This window comes from Pseudanabaena sp. lw0831 (assembly GCF_016584665.1).
Taxonomy (GTDB): Bacteria; Cyanobacteriota; Cyanobacteriia; order Pseudanabaenales; family Pseudanabaenaceae; genus Pseudanabaena.
Genome location: NZ_BBJB01000065.1, coordinates 48,141 through 68,196, shown reverse-complemented (window position 1 = coordinate 68,196; position 20,056 = coordinate 48,141). Strand labels below are relative to the sequence as shown.

Genomic DNA, 20,056 nt, shown 5'->3' with positions numbered 1-20,056 from the left:
TTGAACCTCATTTTAAGGATTACAAGTCTGGGGCTTTTGATATTGTTAGCTCTCATCTCCGCGATGCTCAAGCTCTCACTTGTTTATTTATGCTCCTTGCCACGGCTTCCTTGATTGCTCTGATTCTCGGTATCATGTTGGTGCGTTTGGGGCAAAGGGCTTGGATTGATTGGCATGACCACAGAGGCTTGAGTTTTCTGCAACTCGGTCTCCGTCATCTTCACAGTCTTCTTTACCAGCAGAAACTACTTCCTCAATTGCAGGTTTTGCCTAAAAGTAACCCTCCTCCTGCCTGTGCTTCTATTACCAAACGAGAAATGTTAGATTTTCGTATTGAATTTTCTCGTGTTACCACTGTCTCAGGATGAGACTCGCCTAAGTTTTCTGCACCACTAAGGCGATCGCATTTGATTTTCGACAATGAGCTTAGCATCTGCTCGTGGAACAGTCTCAAACGAAATACCATTAGGACTAATTGTAGTACCCCTGTTAAGGTGCAAAAATATCGAACGTAGATTGGTCGTTTCAGCCTTCAAAAATCCATTTTCTTGGACTTTTGACATGATATTTTACGGATCTATATCGCTGGAATCAGGCAAGCTCGTTAGTCACCTTAACAGGGGTAGACTAATTGTAGTCAATAAAAATAATCTTTGAGAGAAGAGCGTAGCAAACAAACCATGGAACTCATCTACCCTACATAAGCGGGATATTAAACCAAAATTAGGATGATTTAAATAGTATTCGGACATTTTGCAAATTAGACAATTTAGTGAATTCAATCTGTCAGTTGTTTACTCAATAAAAAAGGTTGATACGCTTTGCGTATCAACCTTTTTTAATTTTTGATCGCAGGAGGCATGATCACTTTAGTTGCTAATCCTAAACTTCGGAGCACTTGGATTGCCCACCAAGTAACATCAACTTCCCACCAACGCCAACCCGCTTTTGCTACATGGGGATAGGCATGGTGATTATTGTGCCAGCCTTCTCCATAGGTAACGATCGCAGCCCACCAGAGATTTCGTGAATTATCATTGGTCTCAAAGGTTCTATATCCCCACATGTGCGTAACTGAGTTGATAAACCATGTGCTGTGCCATAGTAAAACTGCTCTCAAACACATTCCCCAGATGATAAACGACCAACCACCGAGAAGATATAACATAATTCCTAAAGGAATTTGCAATAGCAAATAGTACTTGTCGAGCCATAGATAGAAGGGATCGCGAGCCATTTCAGGGGCATATTTACGATATAGATTTGGATTAAAAAACTCTTCTTTAGGATAGATCATCCACAGCATATGACTCCACCAAAATCCTCTACGTGCGGAGTAAGGATCTTTCTCAATATCTTCAGTATGAGCGTGGTGTAAGCGGTGACCTGCGATCCAAAAAATTGGGCCACCTTGTAAAGCTGTTGCGCCGACTAAAGCGATCGCATATTCTAGCCATTTAGGAACCTGAAAGCTGCGATGGCTCAATAATCGGTGATATCCCAAACAGATACCAATACTTCCTAAGAACCAATGCAATAAAATCATGGTTCCTAAAGCTGACCATGAGAAAAACCAAGGTGCTAATAGGGCTAATCCATGAACGATGGCAAAAAAAACTATTGATATCCAGCTAAGCCTTAGCGGCTTAGGAGTAGTGTCAGAAGTTGAAAGTAAAATGTCGTCTGAAAATAGTCTTGTCATGGTCTATAAATGGTGGTGCTAAAGATTTTCTGAGAAGAAAGAATCTCTCGTTATATCAATTCTCAAAATGACGTTGTCATTGCGAAGTCAATGCGAAAATTTAAAACCCTTATCGGATTTGGCTTTTAATTCTCGAACGTGTGACTATACTTTCGAGAATTGGTATTATCTAAATAGGGAGAAGGTATTGCCCAATTGCAAGCACAAGTTTAACAACATCATTTCATGCGCACGTTGTGGCTAAAATGATGTTGTTAAACTTAACTTTAATGGAAGTCAAAATCCGTCAGCTTCTCATTTGAGAGGCTTCAGTAAGTCCTTGCCAAGAACTGCAAGCTTGTTGGAATTCATAACGCGGATCATCTGGTACTACACAATCTTCGCTTGGGCTAGAGCAATCTTTGCATTCAATATTTTGATGGCAATGATTTATGAGTGGTAGAAGTTCGTCATGCAATATTTGTAGTTGTTGAATTGTCTCTTCAATCGCCTTTGCTTTTTTGAGGAGACAATCATGCACTGTTTGACAAGTCGGTGATTTCCCGTCTTTGGCAGCCAAAATCTCTCGAATGTCGTCTAGGCTTAAACCCATCGCTTTTGTATGGCTAATGAAAGCTAATCGATCTACATCCTCTTGGCTAAACAGGCGATAGCCTGCTTCAGTTCTATGCGGAGGGGGAATTAACCCGATGCGCTCATAGAAATAAAGCGTCTGAGGATTTAGCCCTAATTTGCGAGAGACTTCACCAACTTGCAGCATTGCGATCCTTGCTTTTTTACATCCAACATATACAAGCTTAGACCTTATACTATGGTATAAGGTCAAGTGGTTCAGCAAAGTTTCTGCTTTGCGAAGAGATTTCTCATTCTGTATAGCAGGGTAAAACCTAGGCTTAAGCAGTGACTAAAATCCATAGTCAATTTTTTTTGCTTGATCGAAATAAATCTTTTTACTGCCAAGAAGACTCTGATAAACTTCATTTATGACGGGAGATAATTCTCTTAAGCCTAATTGTGCTTTGATATAGTTTTTTAATGTAGATTCAGATTTAGGTCTACCTTTTTTATCAATAGATACGAGTTTTTGAATTATTATTTTGCATGTATCTTCTAATGACATCTTGTCATCCCATAATGAATTGGTAATTAAAGAAATGTCTTCTTTACGGTTGCAGAGTACTTTTTGATTTTTTAAATAAGTAATTAATGGATCAAATCCAGTGTCTTTAGAAATGATGTGAAAGAATCCTTCTGGATCTTTTTGGACTAATTTCCCTAAAACAAAAGTAATATGGAAGTCAAGAGCATTCTTGCCACTTCCATTAATTTGAATCCACTCAACTTGATTGCCTAACTCCTGAGATTTCAAGACTAAATCAATAGGGATTTTTGTTTGATTTGTACCAATGAATATTTTGATATAAAAACTTTTCTCTTTAAGACAAGTTAAATCTATATTTTGAACATTTTCATAGTCTATCAGGATGTAATTACTTCTCATCGATCAAATGGCATTAACGTGATTTTAGAACGAATATTTACAATAGCAGATAACTGATCGCCATGATGAGGAAATAGCTCAAAGTGCTGTTTCCTCATCATGAATCGTAAATTTAGTTGAATTATCGGTATATTTGGCGATCGCAAGGCTTAAGATCTTATGCATACAAACATTTTGTATAGCGAGTTTTGCTTACCTATGGCAAGCCTAAATTTGTTGTAGCCTTCTCAGGAATGGAGAAAAGATCATGGCGATCGCATCAATCAATCCTGTAACAGGAGAATTATTAAAGGCTTTCGAGCCTTTGACAGATCAAGAACTTGAGCATAAATTGGCGCTTGCCGATCGCACCTTTGCTACTTATAAGCATAGTAGTTTTAGCGATCGCGCCCAATGGATGAACCAAGCTGCCGATATTCTGGAGGCGAAAAAAACAGAATTTGGGATTATCATGACCATCGAAATGGGGAAAACACTGAAAAGTGCGATCGCGGAAATAGAGAAATGCGCTTATCTCTGTCGTTTTTATGCCGAACATGCGCCCCAATTTTTAGCAGATACGCCCGCAATTACCGATGCTAGTCGCACACTAATTCGCTATCAACCTATGGGAGTTATTCTAGCGGTGATGCCTTGGAACTTTCCCTTTTGGCAAGTATTTCGATTTGCTGTGCCTTGCTTAATGGCAGGAAATGTGGGGTTGCTGAAACATGCTTCTAATGTGCCGCAATGTGCTTTAGCGATCGAGGAAATCTTTCACGCAGCAGGTGTGCCTGAAGGTGCATTTCAAACTTTGCTGATGGGGGCAGATCGCGTGGCAAATGTAGTAGCAGATAGTCGCGTTAAAGCTGCCACGTTAACAGGCAGTGAACCTGCGGGGCAAAGTCTAGCTGCGATCGCAGGGCATCATCTCAAAAAAGTTGTCTTAGAGCTAGGGGGAAGCGATCCGTTTATTGTTCTGAAAAGTGCAGATTTGGATTTGGCGGTAAGCACCGCAGTAACAGCGCGGGTAATGAACAATGGACAGACCTGTATTGCTGCGAAGCGATTTATTGTCGAAGAGGCGATCGCCGATCAGTTTATTGCTAAATTTGTGGAGAAATTCAAAGCTCTAAAAGTGGGCGATCCGATGCAACCTGAAACTGATGTGGGGCCACTTGCTACGCCGCAAATTTTAAATGAACTAGATTTGCAGGTGAAAAACACTGTGGATTTAGGCGCAAAGGTCTTAGTTGGAGGTTATCGCCTTAAAGAGAAAGGTAATTTCTACGCACCGACGATTTTGACCGATATTCCCTTGGGTGCGCCGCCCTATCAAGAAGAATTTTTTGGTCCTGTCGCTTCGGTGTTTCGGGTCAAAAATATTGATGAGGCGATCGCCCTTGCGAATAGCACTAATTTTGGCTTGGGGGCGAGCTTTTGGAGTAATGATCAACAAGAAATAGAGACGGCGATCGAACAAATCGAGGCGGGCGCAGTCTTTGTCAATGGTATGGTCAAATCCGATCCGCGCGTTCCTTTTGGGGGCATTAAGCGATCGGGTTTTGGCCGTGAGCTAGGACTCGAAGGTATTCGCGAATTTGTGAATATCAAAACTATTTGGATTAAATAAACCCTGTCTGGATTTGCACGCAAAGCGTGCAAATCCAAACTTAATTTGTGAGGAAGCTATGAACACCGCAGAATTATTAGTCAAATGTTTGGAAAATGAGGGTGTGGAATATATCTTTGGACTGCCTGGGGAAGAGAATATGGCGGTTCTTAATGCCCTTGAGAACTCATCGATTAAATTTATCACTACTCGCCATGAGCAGGGTGCAGCCTTTATGGCGGATGTCTATGGAAGACTGACGGGCAAGCCAGGAGTATGTCTATCGACATTAGGCCCTGGAGCCACCAATTTGATGACGGGGGTTGCCGATGCGAATTTGGACTGTGCTCCGTTAATCGCTATTACAGGGCAAGTGGGAACTGACCGAATGCATACTAATTCCCATCAATATCTCGATCTGGTTGCTATGTTCGAGCCTGTAACCAAGTGGAATGCGCAAATTGTCCGCCCTAGTATCACGCCTGAAATTGTGCGTAAAGCCTTTAAACTGGCTAAATCTGAGAAACCAGGGGCAGTACATATTGATTTACCCGAAAATATTGCTGATATGGAAGTGACGGGGCAGCCATTATTGATTAAAGGCGATCGCAATTCAATGTATGCCTCCTATCGCAGTCTTTCGGAAGCAGCGTTGCTGATTGCACAGGCAAAAAACCCTTTGATTTTGGTGGGAAATGGTGCGATTCGTTCCCAAGCTAGTCAAGCTTTGACCGACTTTGCGACGCGCTTAAATATTCCTGTTACTAATACCTTTATGGGTAAGGGTGTCATTCCTTATCGTCATCCTCTGGCGCTTTGGTCAATCGGTTTACAGCAAAGAGATGTGATTAATTGTGCTTTTGATGAAACAGATTTGGTAATAGCCGTTGGCTATGACTTAATCGAATACTCACCCAAGAAATGGAATCCCACAGGTACAATTCCGATCATTCACATTGCGGAGTTGACGGCGGAAGTTGATAGCAGCTATATGCCGCAGGTAGAAATTGTTGGTGATATTTCTGATTCATTAATGGAGATTATGCACCGTTGCGATCGCGCAGGAAGGCAAGATCCCCATGCGATCGCCTTGCGTCCCCAAGTTCTCGCCACCTATGAGCAGTACGCCCATGATGATGGGTTTCCGATTAAGCCACAAAAGATCATCTACGATCTACGCCAAGTCATGGCAGCCGAAGATATCGTTATTTCCGATGTGGGAGCGCATAAAATGTGGATGGCACGGCATTACCATTGCGATCGCCCTAACACTTGCATTATTTCCAATGGTTTTGCGGCAATGGGGATAGCCATCCCAGGTGCGATCGCCGCAAAGCTAGTCAATCCTGAGCGTAAGATTGTCGCTGTCACAGGTGATGGCGGCTTTATGATGAATATGCAGGAACTGGAAACTGCAACTCGCATCGGTACGCCCTTTGTGACGCTGATCTTTAATGATGGCGGTTTTGGACTCATTGAATGGAAGCAACAAATCCATTACGGTCGATCGGCTTTTATCAAATTTGGCAACCCTGATTTTGTGAAACTTGCTGAAAGTATGGGACTTAAAGGTTATCGTGTTACTTCAGCAATGGATTTAATTCCTATGCTTAAGGAAGCTCTTGAGCAAGATGTTCCTGCCGTTATTGATTGCCCCGTTGATTACCGTGAAAACATGCTTTTTTCTCGCAAAGTCGGTGAGTTATCTTGCCCGTTGTAAGCAGCTACCCCAGACACTGAAACGCCCGCTGCACAGGCAGTTCAGTGTCTGAGGTTAAAAGTTCTGCGCCATTTTGAACTTTAGTACAAAAATAGATTTTCAGTCAAAATCATGAATGAGATCAAGGCGATCGCAGTTTTAGATAAGGTTTCATATATATATCCCAACGCTAAGGAGACAGTATTAAAAGATATATCGCTAACGATTAAGAAAGGAGAATTTTTAGGCATAATTGGTGCGACAGGAGCAGGGAAAACTACACTATGTCTGGCACTTACGGGCATCGTTCCCCAGTTTTATGGTGGACGGTTTTTTGGCATAATTGCGATCGCGGGTTTAGATACCCTTGACCATCCCGTTAGCGAATTAGCACGTCATGTGGGAATTGTTTTTGAAGATCCTGAAATCCAGATTACCGCCACTTCTGTCGAAAATGAGATCGCTTTTGCCCTCGAAAATCTCTGCGTCCCCCGCGAAGAAATTTTGCGGCGGATTCCCATCGTTTTAAAATCAGTCCGTCTCGCAGGATTTGAAAAAAAGAATCCGCAAGAGCTTTCGGGTGGTCAAAAACAACGTTTAGCGATCGCAGCTGCACTTGCTCTACAACCTGATTTACTAATACTCGATGAACCAACCTCACAACTCGATCCCATTGGTTCCCAGGAAGTCTTTGCTACAGTCAGGGAATTAAAAGAAGAACTGGGCGTAGCGATCGTGATGGTTTCCCATGCTGCCGAAGAAATGGCAGAATTTTGCGATCGCATTGCCTTGCTCTCACAGGGTAAATTAATCGCAGTTGGCACTCCTGATGAAATTTATTCAAAGGTGAATCTGCTGCAACAAAATAAACTGCGTCCTCCTGAAGTCGCTCAAGCTTTTAGCCAAATCCAGCAAAAGGGAATTAATATTCCCAAGATTCCTGTTACCTTGGAGGCTGGAATTAAAGCCTTAAGTGAACTGCGATCGCAAATTCAACCAATAGAGCCGCCCATATTCACCACTCCCTTTCGTAGCAATAAATCGCCCGTTCTCTCAGTTCAGAACCTAAAACATACCTACGATGACGGCACGGAAGCACTCAAAAATATCTCGCTAGATATCCATGAAGGCGAATATGTGCTAATCGTCGGACAGAATGGTGCAGGCAAAAGCACCCTTGTGAAGCATTTCCTGAATTTGCTAAAACCCACATCAGGGAGAGTATTAGTACGCGATCGCGATACTAAAGATCTATCCGTCAGCGATCTTGCTCAATCCATCGGCTATCTCGCTCAAAATCCCGACAACCAAATTTTTAATACTTCCGTTGAGAAAGAAGTTGCTTTTGCTCTGCCTTTCCTTGGTTACGCGCCCGATATCGTCAAGAAAGAAACAGAGCGCAGTCTTAAAGCCATGCAGCTATGGGAACAGCGCCATGCTCATCCGTTATCTTTACCAAAGGGAGAACGCGGACGCATCGTTATTGCGGCTTTATTAGCAATGAATCCTGAGATCATCATTTTCGATGAACCGACCACAGGACAAGACTATCAAGGAGCTTCTTCGATTTTAGAAGTCAGTCGTCAGCTACACCGAATGGGTAAAACCGTGATTGTGATTACACATCATTTATATCTCATGCCTGACTATGCCGATCGCGCGATCGTCATGGGCAAAGGCACTATTTTGCTTGATGCACCCTTGCGCCAAGCTTATCATCAAACTGATTTGCTAGAGTCCACCTACCTCACGCCGCCGCAATCGGTGGAGCTATCGCAAAAGCTCAGTGAAATATGCGATCGCGAATATCCTCTAATTACCCCCTCAGAATTTGCTAATTGTTTTAGGCCATCAGAAATTTAGAATATGAAGTTACAAACAGTTAAGTATGATTCTCTATTCACCCGCTTAGATTTTCGAGCTAAGTTGGTAGTGATGCTTTCGATCACAATTCTTGCTTTCCTATGGGAAAGCCCGATCGCAGGTGGGATTTTGATGCTGAGTGTGATTGCTTCCTGCGTTCTCGCTGGAGTCAGGCTCAATTATTTGGGAAGCATTTTAAAAGTAATGATTCCTTTTTACATCTTTCTGATTTTGAGTATGGGATTTTTTAATGTGGAGCAAGTTAAATTACTGACGCATAAAACAGAACTCACAACCCTCTTGAGCTTGCCACAAACATGGTGGTTAGTAGGAAATGCAAAAATGAGTTTAGAAGGAACTCTCTATGGATTGAATATTGTCTTTAAGACTCTGACAATGATTTTGATCATTCCATTGGCAATTTTTACAACGGATGTAAATCAAATGACGGTAGGTATGGTACGCGCCAAAATCCCTTACAAAGTTGTATTTATCTTTTCGTCAACATTGCGATTTGTGCCACTTTTATTAGAAGAAGTTCAATCAATTATTGAGTCACAGCGCCTACGCGGGTTAAATTTTGAGAGGATGGGATGGTTAAAAAAAGCACGAGTTTATGCCAAGGTTGCTGTACCTTTAATTCTAAATTCACTCTCGAAATCGCAAAAACTAGAAATAGTTTTGCAGTCAAAAGGTTTTTCAGGTAGTTCCGATCGCACTTATCTGCATGAGTCGGCTCTAACAATTGCTGATTACTTTTTGATGATTGGTTCGAGTTTGATATTTATAATTGCGATCGCCCTCTATTTCAGCTTGGGGATTGGCAAATTTGCATGGCTGCTCTACACCTAAAAGCGTTGCTTTTAGGCTTCAGGATCTAGGCTTTTGGCAAATCAGGAAATGCTTCGGCAACAGCAGCATAAACAATATGACCATTCTGGATATTTACGCCCTTTGCCAAAGCGCGATCGCGCTTTATTGCATCCAGTCCAAAATCTGCCAACGCACAAGTATAGGGAAGTGTAGCATTAACCAAAGCTTGAGTCGCCGTCCAAGGTACAGCCCCCGGCATATTTGGCACACCATAATGCAAGACTCCTTCTTCTTCATATACAGGAGTCGTGTGAGAAGTAGTTCGCACCGTTTCGATACAACCACCTTGATCGACAGCAACATCGACAATCACGGAATGCGATCGCATTTTTTGGACAAGTTCACGCTTTACTAATGTCGGTGCGCGTTTGCCAGTGATTAACACCGCTCCAATGACCAAATCTGCCGACACCACTGCCTCGGAGATATTGCTAGCAGTGCTGTACAGCAACTGTACCCGCGAACCAAACAGAGATTCTAATTCACCAAGACGATTAAGATTGACATCTAAAATTGTCACCCTCGCTCCCAAACCGATCGCCATTCTGGCGGCTTCAGTACCGACTACGCCGCCACCTAGCACCACCACATGTCCTGCTCTTACCCCAGGAATACCGCCTAGTAACACACCACTACCACCCTGTTGCTTGGTCAAATAATGCGCCCCAAACTGAACTGATAAACGACCAGCGATAATGCTCATCGGCACTAGTAAAGGCAATTGACCATTATCTAATTGCACAGTTTCATAGGCGATACAGGTTGCGCCCGACTTGATTAAAGCGACCGTCAATTGGCGATCGGCGGCGAGATGGAGATAGGTAAAGAGAATTAATTCTGGGTGTAGCAAGTCATATTCGCTGGGCAAAGGCTCCTTAACCTTTACCACCATTTCTTGGGCATAAACTTCCTGTGGCGTTGCGACAATTTTTGCTCCAGCTTGAATATATTCCCGATCGCTAAAGCCAGAGCCAACTCCTGCATTTGCCTCTACAAACACTTGATGCGATCGCGCCGTTAATGCCACCACACCCGCAGGTGTCATTCCCACCCGAAACTCACGATCTTTGATTTCGCTCGGTACACCGATCTTCACGGTTATTGCTCCTGAAAATTTAAGGCTATGTTGAAAGTGCTACTTCGCAGCACTTTCAACAAAAAATTGATTTAATTTTATTTAAAAGTATCTTTCAAAACTGTACGGGCTGCTAATTGACTTCTAGTTGAAGATAAAATTTCAGCCTCACGGCGCAAACGCCCAGCCGTATCAAGTGTTTCCAGTAATGATTGCTGTTCTAAGCTTGCACCCTGAAAGTTGCTGGCGACCCAATAGGATAATTCGATCGGGCCACGGGGAATCTTCGGTAACTCTATTTCTTGATCGGTAAGCTTTTGCGATAGACGGATTACGTCATTGAGCAACTCACGTACTTCTGTGGCTAATAAAAATGGTGCGTCACTACTAGGCTCGTCTTCAATCCATTCCACCAATCCCACCCGATAGGGAGTTTCGCGTACATATTCCAACACTCGAAAGCGCTGTTGACCCATAGTCAAAAGTTTAAAGCGATCGTCTGGCAAGCGATGATACTGTACGATTTGGGCAACACAGCCGATATTTGCAGGTTTACCCGTCTCTGAGTCCCACATTACGACCCCAAACATGCGATCGCTTTCTAGCACAGTATTGATCATCATGCGATAGCGGTACTCAAAAATATGAAGCGGTAGAGACTGTCCCGGAAATAGTACCAACTCAGGTAAAGGGAACAGCGGCAATTCACGAACTGAAATCGATGATGAAGTCATTGTTGCTAAGCTTGGCACTAGTTAAGACGTTCTACCCAGTTTAGCTTGAGTTCTATAGCGATCGCCATATCAGGAAATTTTCTGTGCCATCGGCGCAGAAAATTTCAAAAAAGTTCTCTAGGATTTTCTTCATCACGAACATGAAAGCGAAATCTTGCTTGCTGAATGCATGGACGCATCTGCTCGTATAGCTCTCTCACGTTAATTGGTAGACGGTTTAAGAGCAACTTTGGGGCGGAAATATCACGGGTTAACAAAAGCATATTTCCAGTACCCATAATGCGCTGGTTTAAGGGCATTTCCAACTGGATATCATCAACTTGATAAATTTCTAGAATTTCAATATCTTTTGAGAAAACTCCTCTTTCTATAACAATTCGTTGTGAAGTAATCAGATATTTTGTATTGATCGACTGCAACCAATACCAGATAGCACCAATACCTAGGGTAAAAATCGAAATCAGCAACCTTGTCACACTACCAATAACCGCAGGATGACCTTTAAAAAGAATGCGCTCATCGGGTAGAGGTACTTTAGTCATAGAGAAAATTACTATTTTGAGCCATCTTACAGCGATTTGCACCAGTAATCAAAGAGGAGTCAACGCTTAGCGTTGACTCCTCTTTGCGATTTTTAAGTGTAAGGCAGTGCTAAGCGCTCATTTACACTTATCTATTTTTCTGGGCCCATACACGAATAGGCATACCCCAAACATAGATAAATCCTTCAGCAGCCTTGTGATCGAATTGGTCAGCACTGGTATAAGTTGCCAAGTCCTCGTCATAAAGGGAGTTGACTGACTGACGACCGACAATGATCGCATTGCCTTTATGGAACTTGACGCGGACAGTTCCTGATACACGCTCTTGGCTGCTGTCGATGAAAGCATCGAGGGCAGTCTTGAGGGGGCTGTACCAAAGACCGTTATAAATCATCTTGCCATAGGTGTCTTCAAGACCGCGCTTGTATTGCGCTAAGTCAGAAGGCAAAGCAAGGCTTTCCAGATCGCGGTGAGCATGGATCAAGACCAACATCGCGGGAGCTTCGTAGATTTCACGAGACTTGATCCCCACTAAGCGGTTTTCTACCATGTCGATGCGTCCAACGCCGTTGTTACCAGCGATCTCATTCAAGGCAGTAATCAACTCGACAGGCTCAAGAGCTTTACCATCGATCGCGACAGGAATGCCTTTCTCGAAGCCAATTTCGGTATAGGTTGGCTCGTCAGGGGTATCGGCGATCGCTTTGGTCATCGCATAAATTTCTTCTGGCGGCTCATTCCAAGCATTTTCGAGAGGCCCTGCTTCGATGCTGCGACCGAGCAAGTTGCGATCGATGCTGAATGGTGAAGACTTCTTCACTGGTGAAGCAATCCCAAATTTTTCACCATAGGCGATCGTTTCTTCTCGGCTCATGCCCCATTCACGGGCTGGAGCTAAGACTTTAATATCTGGATTGAGAGCAGCGATCGACACATCAAACCTTACTTGGTCATTGCCTTTACCCGTACATCCATGAGCAACGGCATCAGCACCATATTCTTCCGCCGCTTCCACCAAAATTTTGGCTATGAGGGGACGCGCTAGAGCCGTCGTTAAAGGATAACGATTTTCATAAAGCGCATTGGCTTTAATCGCTGGGAACGCATAGTCTGTGACAAATTCTTTAGTTACATCTCTAACCAGAGAGACGGACGCTCCTGAATCTAGAGCCTTCTGCTTGATGGGATCTAACTCATCGCCTTGTCCTAGGTCTGCTGCAAGGGTAATGACTTCTTCAACGCCCCATTCTTGCATGAGATAAGGAATACAAACAGATGTATCAACGCCGCCTGAATACGCAAGTACGACTTTTTTCGCCCGACCCATGAATCTCTCCTGAACCCATTGCTAAACCTAAAAAAGTAGCCCGGGTACTACGCCTATCTCAAGCATCCCTTAGTGCTGCTGTCTTCCGACCCTGACACGATTCGGGCGTTGCGATCGCGTAGATCCGAGCCATCCATAAGATTAGCACTAAGAGGGAAAGTTACATCAATAGTTAAATAAATTGTTGGCAAATCCATACATATCGGTCGTGCGATCGCCTCAAAAAGAAAAAGCAGTGCTTTGCACCGCTTTTTTCTTTCATGTAAGGAGAGTACGTTTAGATTGCTCGAGCTGCTGCCATAACTCTTCGATTTGCAAATACGCTGCTTGCGCTGAAATTTTGCCACCAGTCTCTAGACTGCAAATGATACTGACACGGTGGGAAAACTCTTGTAAATTGGCATTAAACATCAGGTTCTCTGGCGTAAATGTGCCGTAATAACGAGACTTAGGAAATAGACATTTGGTTGTAGCGGACATAATTTTCCCTCTGTAGATTACAACTAAGAGTGAGACTAGATAGTCTTATATATCCTGAAAGGCTCTGTATTGAGTAGCAGCCGAACACATTACCTTTGTTAGAAAAATATTTTGATGACTATGGGTATAAGTAATTTAGACGCAATTAACTTTGTTAACCTAATCTTAACCTAGATTTAATCTATTATGACTGTCTACTTTGTGATATGTTCCCCAAGTATTTGTGATCTAGATCGCAATTGAGCCAGTTGTCGGTTAAAGAAATCGCAAAATAAAAAAATGAGTTACTAAAAATAATCGCCCCTCGGTTTTGGGGCTGTACTAATCAAGACTGGCAAGAGCTATAAAATGAGTAAGTAGCTAAGTCTAATTAAATGTAAAATCCCAAAATCTGTACCGCTCGCGCAGCGGGCGGTACAGATTTTGGTTCTGGTTTTATATTTATGCCGCGGTACTTAAGTAAATGATCAAGAATCTTAGTCGATTAGCAAGGCAAAGTAATGCCCATCTTGACTCTAAGGCAAAATATGCTTCTATTTAAACCAGCGATCGCCCTTATGAATCGGCTGAAATACCCCCAAAAGTTTTTTCTGATCAGTTTGCTCTTTGTGTTGCCATTAGCATTGGTGATGAATCTGCTGTTGTCAGAACTTGATAGTCGCATAGAGTTTACCCAAAAGGAAATCTACGGGAATGCCTATCTGCGCCCAATCAGTCAACTATGGCAATACATTCCACAAAGACAATTAATTTTACAGAACCAATTTCACAAGAGCCAGCAAAGCATTAACCTGACAGAGAAATCGGAAATACTCCAATTGCAGACGCGAGAATTGGATGATCTACAAAGTCTAATTGATAATGAATTCACAAGCTTATCAAATGCTGATATGCGACTAGGTGTGACCATTCAAACAGGCGAGAAACTAAAAGATCTTCAGCTTTCGTGGCAAGACTTACAGGACATGACAGGGTTTATAGGCTTTCGTAATCACGATTTATTACTCGAAAAGCTCGCCCAATTCCGAGTTTACGTAGTTGATTACTCGAATTTAATTCTCGATCCAGATTTAGATACCTACTACCTAATGGATGCGAGTGCCGTTAAGCTCCCAGAGATGCAGAAGATCTTAAATAAGATGATGCAGACTTCTAAGGAAATTTTATTTGACAAAGAAATTACCAACTTAAAAAAAGAATCGCTTATTTCTTTGCTTAGTTTGTTGGAAGAATATAACAACGATTTAACGGCAAATTTGGAACGCGCTTTTAGAAATAATCCTCGCGGCAATTTACGTAATTCGCTGAGCAGTCATCTTCGCAATTTTGTCGCTAATATTAGTGAGGTGATCGCCAATACAAATCAAATGGTCGGCAAAGACAACAAGTTCTCTTTAGCTGATGGCTTTTATCGACAAGCAATAGGGAATTCTCTTAAATATAGTTTTATGCTCTCGCAGCAAATTGTCGATCGCCTCGATGAGTTATTTATCTATCGAATCCAAGGATTTACGCAACGAAAGCAATTTATATTGATTTTTGTGGCAGTGATTTTCGGAGCAATTCTCTATTTGTTTATTGGCTTTTATTTGTCGGTCATGAGAACTGTACATCAGTTAGATATAGCTTCTAAACAAATGACAATAGGTGGAGCAATATCAATTAATCTTGATAGTAAAGATGAGCTATCAATGGTTGTGAGATCGTTTAACAGTGTCGCGATCGCACTGAGAGAGTCCGAAGCAAAATATCGGAGCATCTTTGAGAATTCTGTGGATGGGATTTTCCAAACAACAGTCGAAGGTAAATATCTAAGTGTTAATCCTGCCCTAGCTCGAATTTATGGCTACGATTCAGTAGAGCAAATGCTTGAAGAAATTGTTGATATCCAGAGAGATCTCTATGTTGATCGCGATCGTCGGCAGCAATTTCAGGAACTAATGGAGTTAAATGACACGATTACTAGTTTTGAGTCACAGGTATATAAACGCGATCGCACGACAATCTGGATTAGCGAGAATGTCCGAGCATTACGAGATGAAAATGGCAAAATCCTTTATTACGAAGGAACTGTTGAAGATATTAGTCAGCGAAAGATTGCGGAAATTGCTCTGGAGAAAGCTAACAAGCAAATTCTGGCTTTAAACGATCTTCTCAAATTAGAAAATCTGCGGATGAGTAGTGAACTAGATGTAACGCGCAAACTCCAGCAGATGATTTTGCCTAGAGACAAAGAATTAGCGTTGATTGTGGGGTTAGATATCGCAGGATTTATGGAGCCTGCTGATGAGGTAGGTGGTGATTATTATGATGTACTACAACAAAACGGGCGGATTAAAATCGGTATTGGCGACGTAACAGGACATGGGCTAGAAAGTGGCATGTTAATGATCATGGTACAGACTGCGGTACGAACCCTATTACAAAGTGAAGAAAATGATCCTGTCCGCTTTTTAGATATCCTCAATCGCACAATTTATGGCAATGTTCAGAGAATGTCATCTGATAAAAACTTAACCCTCTCTTTGATTGATTATGAGAAAGGTAAATTAATCCTGAGCGGTCAACATGAAGAAATGATTGTCGTGCGAAAAAATGGAACTCTAGAAAGATTTGACACTATTGACTTGGGCTTTCCGATTGGATTAGAGGAAGAGATTTTTGATTTTCTCTCTCAAAAGCATATTGACCTTGAGGAAGGAGATGTCGTGGTGCTGTATACCGACGGCATTACCGAAGCAGAGAATGAAGAAAGACAACTTTATGGCTTGGAGCGTCTATGCGAAGTCATCTGTCAACATGTCGGTGACCCAGCGATCGCGATTCGTCAAGCAGTTATTGCCGATCTGCGATCGCATATTGGCACTCAGAAGATTTATGACGACATTACATTATTAGTCCTCAAACAAAAATAGCTATAATAGGCTGCGCTTCGCACCGCCTATTATATTTTCTCTTCACAGACCCAGCGCCATAATGGATGACTTTTTCCTTTATCCTTTATCCTTTTTACTTGATCAATTAGCGATCGCTTCTCCCGTTGATTAACTCCCCACAAAATAATCGAACTCTGCCAAACTAAAGTCGCTAGAGTCATCGCTACACATATTCCTAACCCCATCATTGGCAAACGATTATAAGCTAGGGTTATGCGTACTCCTGCCCATGTGAAAGCCGCAATCCACAGCTCAATATCCGCTCGCAAAGCCCAAATACTTGCAGTTCCGATAGTTAGCCACAGAAAACCATCAAATATCCATCGCAAGTAGGTTTGTACTTCGATCAGCCGTTGGACTTGGCGTTCTAGCAAAGGGTCTATTAATGCCTCAGAGCTGGTTTCAGAGAGAGAATCGCTATTGTCAGAATTCATATATCTGCATTCAAAACATCATCAACTGTAAGCTGGAGATCGGCAAATGTTGGCGAGATAATCTGCTCTCCTAGATGGAAAACAGTTTCTTGGTACTGTCCATTCACCATATTTAGAACCGAAATGATAGCCAATCCTGCATCAACAATCCAATACTCAAATACGCCAACATTTTGATATTCGTGCAATTTTTCTTGGCGATCGACATTCCGATAATCTGGGCTAACGACCTCAATTACTAATAAGGGCGGAGTAAATAAGATAGCCGCTTTTCTTAAAATATCTAGTTCTTGTTGCTTGCTCAACACACATACATCAGGGCGGCGCGTGCGATTACCTGTCCAAATTTCGACTCCATTGGATCGCACACAATAAGGATAAGATTTTTGCTTGATAGTTACAGATAAAAAGACCAATAAAAAAGTGACAATTCTTTCATGTAATCCTATTGGCGGTGTCACTTCTACTAATTCTCCATCGTTAAATTCATATCTTTTGTCAGTACCATCGTCATAGGTTAGATATTCGTCAAATGTAAGCTTCCGATTTGTAGTTATAGTCATAGTTATATGCCAGAGACTTACTCACATAATAGCTCTAATGATAAGGGCGGTGCTTTGCACCGCCCTTATCATTTAGTTTACCTCTAGTGGAGGTTGACTAATTTTAGGATTCTGACGGCTACGCCACCATGCCAGTAAAATACTGGCATTGAAGATACTGGAATAAGCTCCAGAAAGGAAGCCAATAATCAAGGCAAGAGAGAAAAATCTCAGGGTTGCACCGCCAAACAAGAAAATAGCCACAAGGGGAAGAGTTGCGGTTAGCGATGTATTAATCGATCTCCCTAGAGTTTGATTGACCGAAGCATTAACCAACTGATTAAAGTTAGAAGCACCTGCGTCAAGCTTTACATTTTCGCGAATGCGATCGTAAATGACCACCGTATCATTCACCGAGAAGCCGCAAATCGTCAGCATCGACACAATAAACAAGCTATCGATCTCCACACCCATCGTTAGCCCCAGCACAGCAAATGCCCCAACAGTTACGAGCATGTCGTGAAACAGCGCAATAATTGCAAAGGCGGCGTAATCCAGTTGAAAACGAAATGCTAAATAAATGCCAATACCTGAAAAAGACAAGGCAAGAGCAAGTAGCCCATTTCTAAGCCCTTGCTGCCCAATCGCGGGTCCGACTTCATCTATTTGCGACTTTTTAGGATCAACTTCACCATATTGCTTCAAAGACTCTGCGAGGGAATTTTTTAGCTTTTCGCGTTCATCGGTTGAGAGATGAGCCGTCCGTACTGATACACCCTTGAGATCTTTGCCCTCAACTAATTGAATGACGCTGTTGGTAAAACCTTTGCTTTCAATCGCTTGCCTGACGACACTTACATCAATTGGCTTGCCGCAATTGCCAGCATTACAGGCTAATCCCAATGTGATGCTGGAGCCACCTGTAAAGTCTATTCCCAATCGCAAGGGCGAACCTAACTGCTGAAAAGACAACACCATTGCCACGATCCCAGCCAAAATCACTGCTGTCGAAATCGTGATGTAAAGACGAGCATTTTTGATTACATCTAATCTCATAAGACTGCACCACTTGTATTGTCTTTTTTATTGTCGTTTTTACTATCTTTCGATTCATCCTCAGTTTTTGAATCTACATCGATCGCTGTCGATGAGATTTTGCCAAAAGCCTTCATTCCGTAATATTCAGGCTTGCGGAATATCGGATTGCTAATCATTGCTAACATTAGCGATCGGCTCAGGGTGATTGCCGTAAACATACTGGTCAGCACCCCGACCCCAAGAGTAACTGCAAAGCCTTTTACAAATCCCGAACCAAGCCAAAACAGTGCGGCGCAAGCAATTAATGTCGTCACATTACTATCAAGAATGCTAGACCAAGCTCGATAAAAACCTGCTTCAACGGATTTATAAAGTGTGCGTCCCGCTTTTAATTCTTCTTTAGTGCGTTCAAAAATTAATACGTTCGCATCCACTGCCATACCGATACTGAGGATAAATCCTGCAATCCCTGGCAAGGTGAGCACTACGCCCAATAAGCCAAACAACGAAAAAGTAATAATCGCATAGGTGATCAGCGCGATATCGGCGACCATTCCCAAAATACGGTAATACAGCACCATGAAAATCAGTACTAGTAGTAAGCCCGCAACTCCAGCATAAATACTACTGAGGATGCTATCTGCGCCGAGAGTTGCGCCAACAGTGCGGTTCTCGACAATTTCCACAGGCACGGGCAAAGCTCCAGCGCGTAACTGCAAAGCTAATTCGGTAGCTGAGTCTAAGGTAAAGTTACCTGTGATTACAGCCCTTCCACCCGTAATACCTTTACCTTGAAATTCGGGGCCAACAGATGGGGAGCTAATTAATTTATCGTCTAGAAAAATTCCTAAGGCGCGACCAGTACCACCGATTTCGCTAGTGGTTTTCGCAAATAGATCGCCGCCCTTATCATCAAAGGTCAGTGCAACTTGCCAAGAATCGGGACCATTTCCTGTTGGTGAAGCAACTGCATCTTTGAGCATATTGCCTGTTAAGCCAGTGCGTTCAAAGATCCCTTTTAAATCTTCAATACTTTTCTTGTAGGCTACTTCGTTTTCCGCGATCGCCTTTTGATCGGTAGAATTTTTCAGAACTTCACGCTGAATTGTCGCCGCCTGCTGAATTTGCAATCTTGCCCTTAGCTCACTTTCCGTACTTTTCTTTTGCTTCCGAAAGTCAAGCTGGGCAGTTGTACCAATTACGCGCTCGGCTTGAGCAGGATCGTTTACTCCTGGCAACTGCACGATTAGTTGATCATTACCCGACAGCAAAATTGTTGCTTCAGAAACCCCTAAGCCATTAATGCGCTGCTCAACCACAAATTTGGCAGTTTCCATGATACGCGGCGTAATTTCATTAATTCCTTGCTCAGGATTAATTTTTGCTTGGAGTGTAAGCTGTGCACCACCTCTGAGATCCAAACCTAATTTAGGAGGATGACTGACGATTAAATACACAGCCCCGATTAAAATTGCCAGTACAAAGGCAAGCAGGCGGCTTTGTTTACCCATATTTTTTTTGAGCTTTTTATATAGCTTTTTTGTATAGCTGGTTGAGCTTTACTTAGAGCCAGATTAAACAGAGGATATTTTGAGACATCTGCCATCATACCCCACGGATAGCAGCCCTGAATTGGTTATATAGCTGTCAAAACGATTTGCGGCGCGAAGCGCCGCAAATCGTTTTGACAGCTATAACTTTTCTAGCTACAGCTATAAA

The 20,056-nt window shown here is 42.6% G+C and carries 19 protein-coding genes, 1 other RNA gene and 1 pseudogene; 6 read left to right on the top strand and 15 right to left on the bottom strand.

The window, feature by feature from the left end; genetic code table 11:
* Positions 1-368, top strand: a pseudogene (locus APA_RS13015) (IS4 family transposase); the annotation flags it as partial.
* A gap of 24 nt (positions 369-392) precedes the next feature.
* Here the strand turns inward: APA_RS13015 and APA_RS13010 are convergent.
* From APA_RS13010 to APA_RS12990, 5 genes are all read right to left on the bottom strand, one after another.
* Positions 393-563, bottom strand: a complete 171-nt coding sequence (locus tag APA_RS13010; RefSeq protein ID WP_201322694.1) for a hypothetical protein — start codon at positions 561-563, stop codon at positions 393-395.
* A 45-nt stretch (positions 564-608) separates the two neighbouring features.
* Complete coding sequence (locus APA_RS13005; protein WP_201322693.1) at positions 609-752, bottom strand: PII-interacting protein PipX family protein; 144 nt, start codon at positions 750-752, stop codon at positions 609-611.
* Positions 753-838: 86 nt separating this feature from the next.
* Positions 839-1,702 (bottom strand): fatty acid desaturase, encoded by an 864-nt coding sequence (locus APA_RS13000; RefSeq protein ID WP_201322692.1) that lies wholly within the window; start codon positions 1,700-1,702, stop codon positions 839-841.
* A gap of 286 nt (positions 1,703-1,988) precedes the next feature.
* A complete protein-coding gene (locus APA_RS12995; protein ID WP_201322691.1) occupies positions 1,989-2,462 on the bottom strand; it encodes a heavy metal-responsive transcriptional regulator in 474 nt (157 codons plus the stop codon).
* A 144-nt stretch (positions 2,463-2,606) separates the two neighbouring features.
* A complete protein-coding gene (locus tag APA_RS12990) occupies positions 2,607-3,203 on the bottom strand; it encodes a PIN domain-containing protein (protein ID WP_201322690.1) in 597 nt (198 codons plus the stop codon).
* A gap of 247 nt (positions 3,204-3,450) precedes the next feature.
* On the opposite strand from APA_RS12990, the gene APA_RS12985 reads away from it, so the two are divergent.
* The 4 genes from APA_RS12985 to APA_RS12970 all read left to right on the top strand — a co-directional run bounded on the left by APA_RS12985 (position 3,451) and on the right by APA_RS12970 (position 9,208).
* Positions 3,451-4,815 (top strand): NAD-dependent succinate-semialdehyde dehydrogenase, encoded by a 1,365-nt coding sequence (locus APA_RS12985; RefSeq protein WP_201322689.1) that lies wholly within the window; start codon positions 3,451-3,453, stop codon positions 4,813-4,815.
* A gap of 58 nt (positions 4,816-4,873) precedes the next feature.
* A complete protein-coding gene (locus APA_RS12980; RefSeq protein WP_201322688.1) occupies positions 4,874-6,514 on the top strand; it encodes an acetolactate synthase large subunit in 1,641 nt (546 codons plus the stop codon).
* 120 nt (positions 6,515-6,634) lie between these two features.
* Positions 6,635-8,356: an ABC transporter ATP-binding protein gene (locus tag APA_RS12975; protein WP_201322697.1), complete on the top strand. Its 1,722-nt coding sequence runs from the start codon at positions 6,635-6,637 to the stop codon at positions 8,354-8,356.
* Between the two features lie 3 nt (positions 8,357-8,359).
* Entirely contained in the window at positions 8,360-9,208 is an 849-nt protein-coding gene (locus APA_RS12970) for an energy-coupling factor transporter transmembrane protein EcfT (RefSeq protein WP_201322687.1), read from the top strand.
* A 25-nt stretch (positions 9,209-9,233) separates the two neighbouring features.
* Here APA_RS12970 and ald read toward each other — a convergent pair whose 3' ends face one another.
* The 6 genes from ald to APA_RS12940 all read right to left on the bottom strand — a co-directional run bounded on the left by ald (position 9,234) and on the right by APA_RS12940 (position 13,387).
* Positions 9,234-10,325, bottom strand: a complete 1,092-nt coding sequence (gene ald / locus APA_RS12965) for an alanine dehydrogenase (RefSeq protein ID WP_201322686.1) — start codon at positions 10,323-10,325, stop codon at positions 9,234-9,236.
* A 77-nt stretch (positions 10,326-10,402) separates the two neighbouring features.
* A complete protein-coding gene (locus APA_RS12960; RefSeq protein ID WP_103670693.1) occupies positions 10,403-11,038 on the bottom strand; it encodes an LON peptidase substrate-binding domain-containing protein in 636 nt (211 codons plus the stop codon).
* Positions 11,039-11,142: 104 nt separating this feature from the next.
* Positions 11,143-11,580: a PH domain-containing protein gene (locus APA_RS12955; protein WP_201322685.1), complete on the bottom strand. Its 438-nt coding sequence runs from the start codon at positions 11,578-11,580 to the stop codon at positions 11,143-11,145.
* 127 nt (positions 11,581-11,707) lie between these two features.
* Positions 11,708-12,907, bottom strand: coding sequence for an argininosuccinate synthase (locus APA_RS12950; protein WP_201322684.1), 1,200 nt, complete (start codon positions 12,905-12,907; stop codon positions 11,708-11,710).
* A 34-nt stretch (positions 12,908-12,941) separates the two neighbouring features.
* An RNA gene (gene ffs, locus APA_RS12945) (signal recognition particle sRNA small type) lies at positions 12,942-13,038 on the bottom strand.
* Positions 13,039-13,165: 127 nt separating this feature from the next.
* Positions 13,166-13,387, bottom strand: a complete 222-nt coding sequence (locus tag APA_RS12940) for a hypothetical protein (RefSeq protein WP_201322683.1) — start codon at positions 13,385-13,387, stop codon at positions 13,166-13,168.
* 500 nt (positions 13,388-13,887) lie between these two features.
* Between APA_RS12940 and APA_RS12935 the strand changes: the two genes are divergently transcribed.
* Entirely contained in the window at positions 13,888-16,302 is a 2,415-nt protein-coding gene (locus APA_RS12935) for a PP2C family protein-serine/threonine phosphatase (protein WP_236579563.1), read from the top strand.
* A gap of 29 nt (positions 16,303-16,331) precedes the next feature.
* On the opposite strand, the gene APA_RS12930 is transcribed toward APA_RS12935, so the two are convergent.
* The 4 genes from APA_RS12930 to secD form a co-directional block, all read right to left on the bottom strand.
* Positions 16,332-16,757, bottom strand: coding sequence for a hypothetical protein (locus APA_RS12930; RefSeq protein WP_201322682.1), 426 nt, complete (start codon positions 16,755-16,757; stop codon positions 16,332-16,334).
* Positions 16,754-17,320 (bottom strand): Uma2 family endonuclease, encoded by a 567-nt coding sequence (locus APA_RS12925; RefSeq protein ID WP_201322681.1) that lies wholly within the window; start codon positions 17,318-17,320, stop codon positions 16,754-16,756. Before APA_RS12925 ends, APA_RS12930 begins: the two co-directional genes overlap by 4 nt.
* Before the next feature lie 72 nt (positions 17,321-17,392).
* Positions 17,393-18,355, bottom strand: coding sequence for a protein translocase subunit SecF (gene secF / locus APA_RS12920; RefSeq protein WP_201322680.1), 963 nt, complete (start codon positions 18,353-18,355; stop codon positions 17,393-17,395).
* Positions 18,352-19,848 (bottom strand): protein translocase subunit SecD, encoded by a 1,497-nt coding sequence (gene secD / locus APA_RS12915; protein WP_201322679.1) that lies wholly within the window; start codon positions 19,846-19,848, stop codon positions 18,352-18,354. Before secD ends, secF begins: the two co-directional genes overlap by 4 nt.
* Positions 19,849-20,056 lie beyond the last annotated feature (208 nt).

Coding starts and splice junctions, on each gene's coding strand:
- APA_RS12985 (WP_201322689.1), top strand. CDS start 3,451: ATGGCGATCGCATCAATCAATCCTGTAACAGGAGAATTATTAAAGGCT.
- secD (WP_201322679.1), bottom strand. CDS start 19,848: ATGGGTAAACAAAGCCGCCTGCTTGCCTTTGTACTGGCAATTTTAATC.
- APA_RS12980 (WP_201322688.1), top strand. CDS start 4,874: ATGAACACCGCAGAATTATTAGTCAAATGTTTGGAAAATGAGGGTGTG.
- APA_RS12970 (WP_201322687.1), top strand. CDS start 8,360: ATGAAGTTACAAACAGTTAAGTATGATTCTCTATTCACCCGCTTAGAT.
- APA_RS12955 (WP_201322685.1), bottom strand. CDS start 11,580: ATGACTAAAGTACCTCTACCCGATGAGCGCATTCTTTTTAAAGGTCAT.
- APA_RS13005 (WP_201322693.1), bottom strand. CDS start 752: ATGTCCGAATACTATTTAAATCATCCTAATTTTGGTTTAATATCCCGC.
- APA_RS12950 (WP_201322684.1), bottom strand. CDS start 12,907: ATGGGTCGGGCGAAAAAAGTCGTACTTGCGTATTCAGGCGGCGTTGAT.
- APA_RS12935 (WP_236579563.1), top strand. CDS start 13,888: ATGCCCATCTTGACTCTAAGGCAAAATATGCTTCTATTTAAACCAGCG.
- APA_RS12940 (WP_201322683.1), bottom strand. CDS start 13,387: ATGTCCGCTACAACCAAATGTCTATTTCCTAAGTCTCGTTATTACGGC.
- APA_RS12930 (WP_201322682.1), bottom strand. CDS start 16,757: ATGAATTCTGACAATAGCGATTCTCTCTCTGAAACCAGCTCTGAGGCA.
- APA_RS12925 (WP_201322681.1), bottom strand. CDS start 17,320: ATGACTATAACTACAAATCGGAAGCTTACATTTGACGAATATCTAACC.
- APA_RS13000 (WP_201322692.1), bottom strand. CDS start 1,702: ATGACAAGACTATTTTCAGACGACATTTTACTTTCAACTTCTGACACT.
- APA_RS12995 (WP_201322691.1), bottom strand. CDS start 2,462: ATGCTGCAAGTTGGTGAAGTCTCTCGCAAATTAGGGCTAAATCCTCAG.
- APA_RS12960 (WP_103670693.1), bottom strand. CDS start 11,038: ATGACTTCATCATCGATTTCAGTTCGTGAATTGCCGCTGTTCCCTTTA.
- APA_RS13010 (WP_201322694.1), bottom strand. CDS start 563: ATGTCAAAAGTCCAAGAAAATGGATTTTTGAAGGCTGAAACGACCAAT.
- secF (WP_201322680.1), bottom strand. CDS start 18,355: ATGAGATTAGATGTAATCAAAAATGCTCGTCTTTACATCACGATTTCG.
- APA_RS12990 (WP_201322690.1), bottom strand. CDS start 3,203: ATGAGAAGTAATTACATCCTGATAGACTATGAAAATGTTCAAAATATA.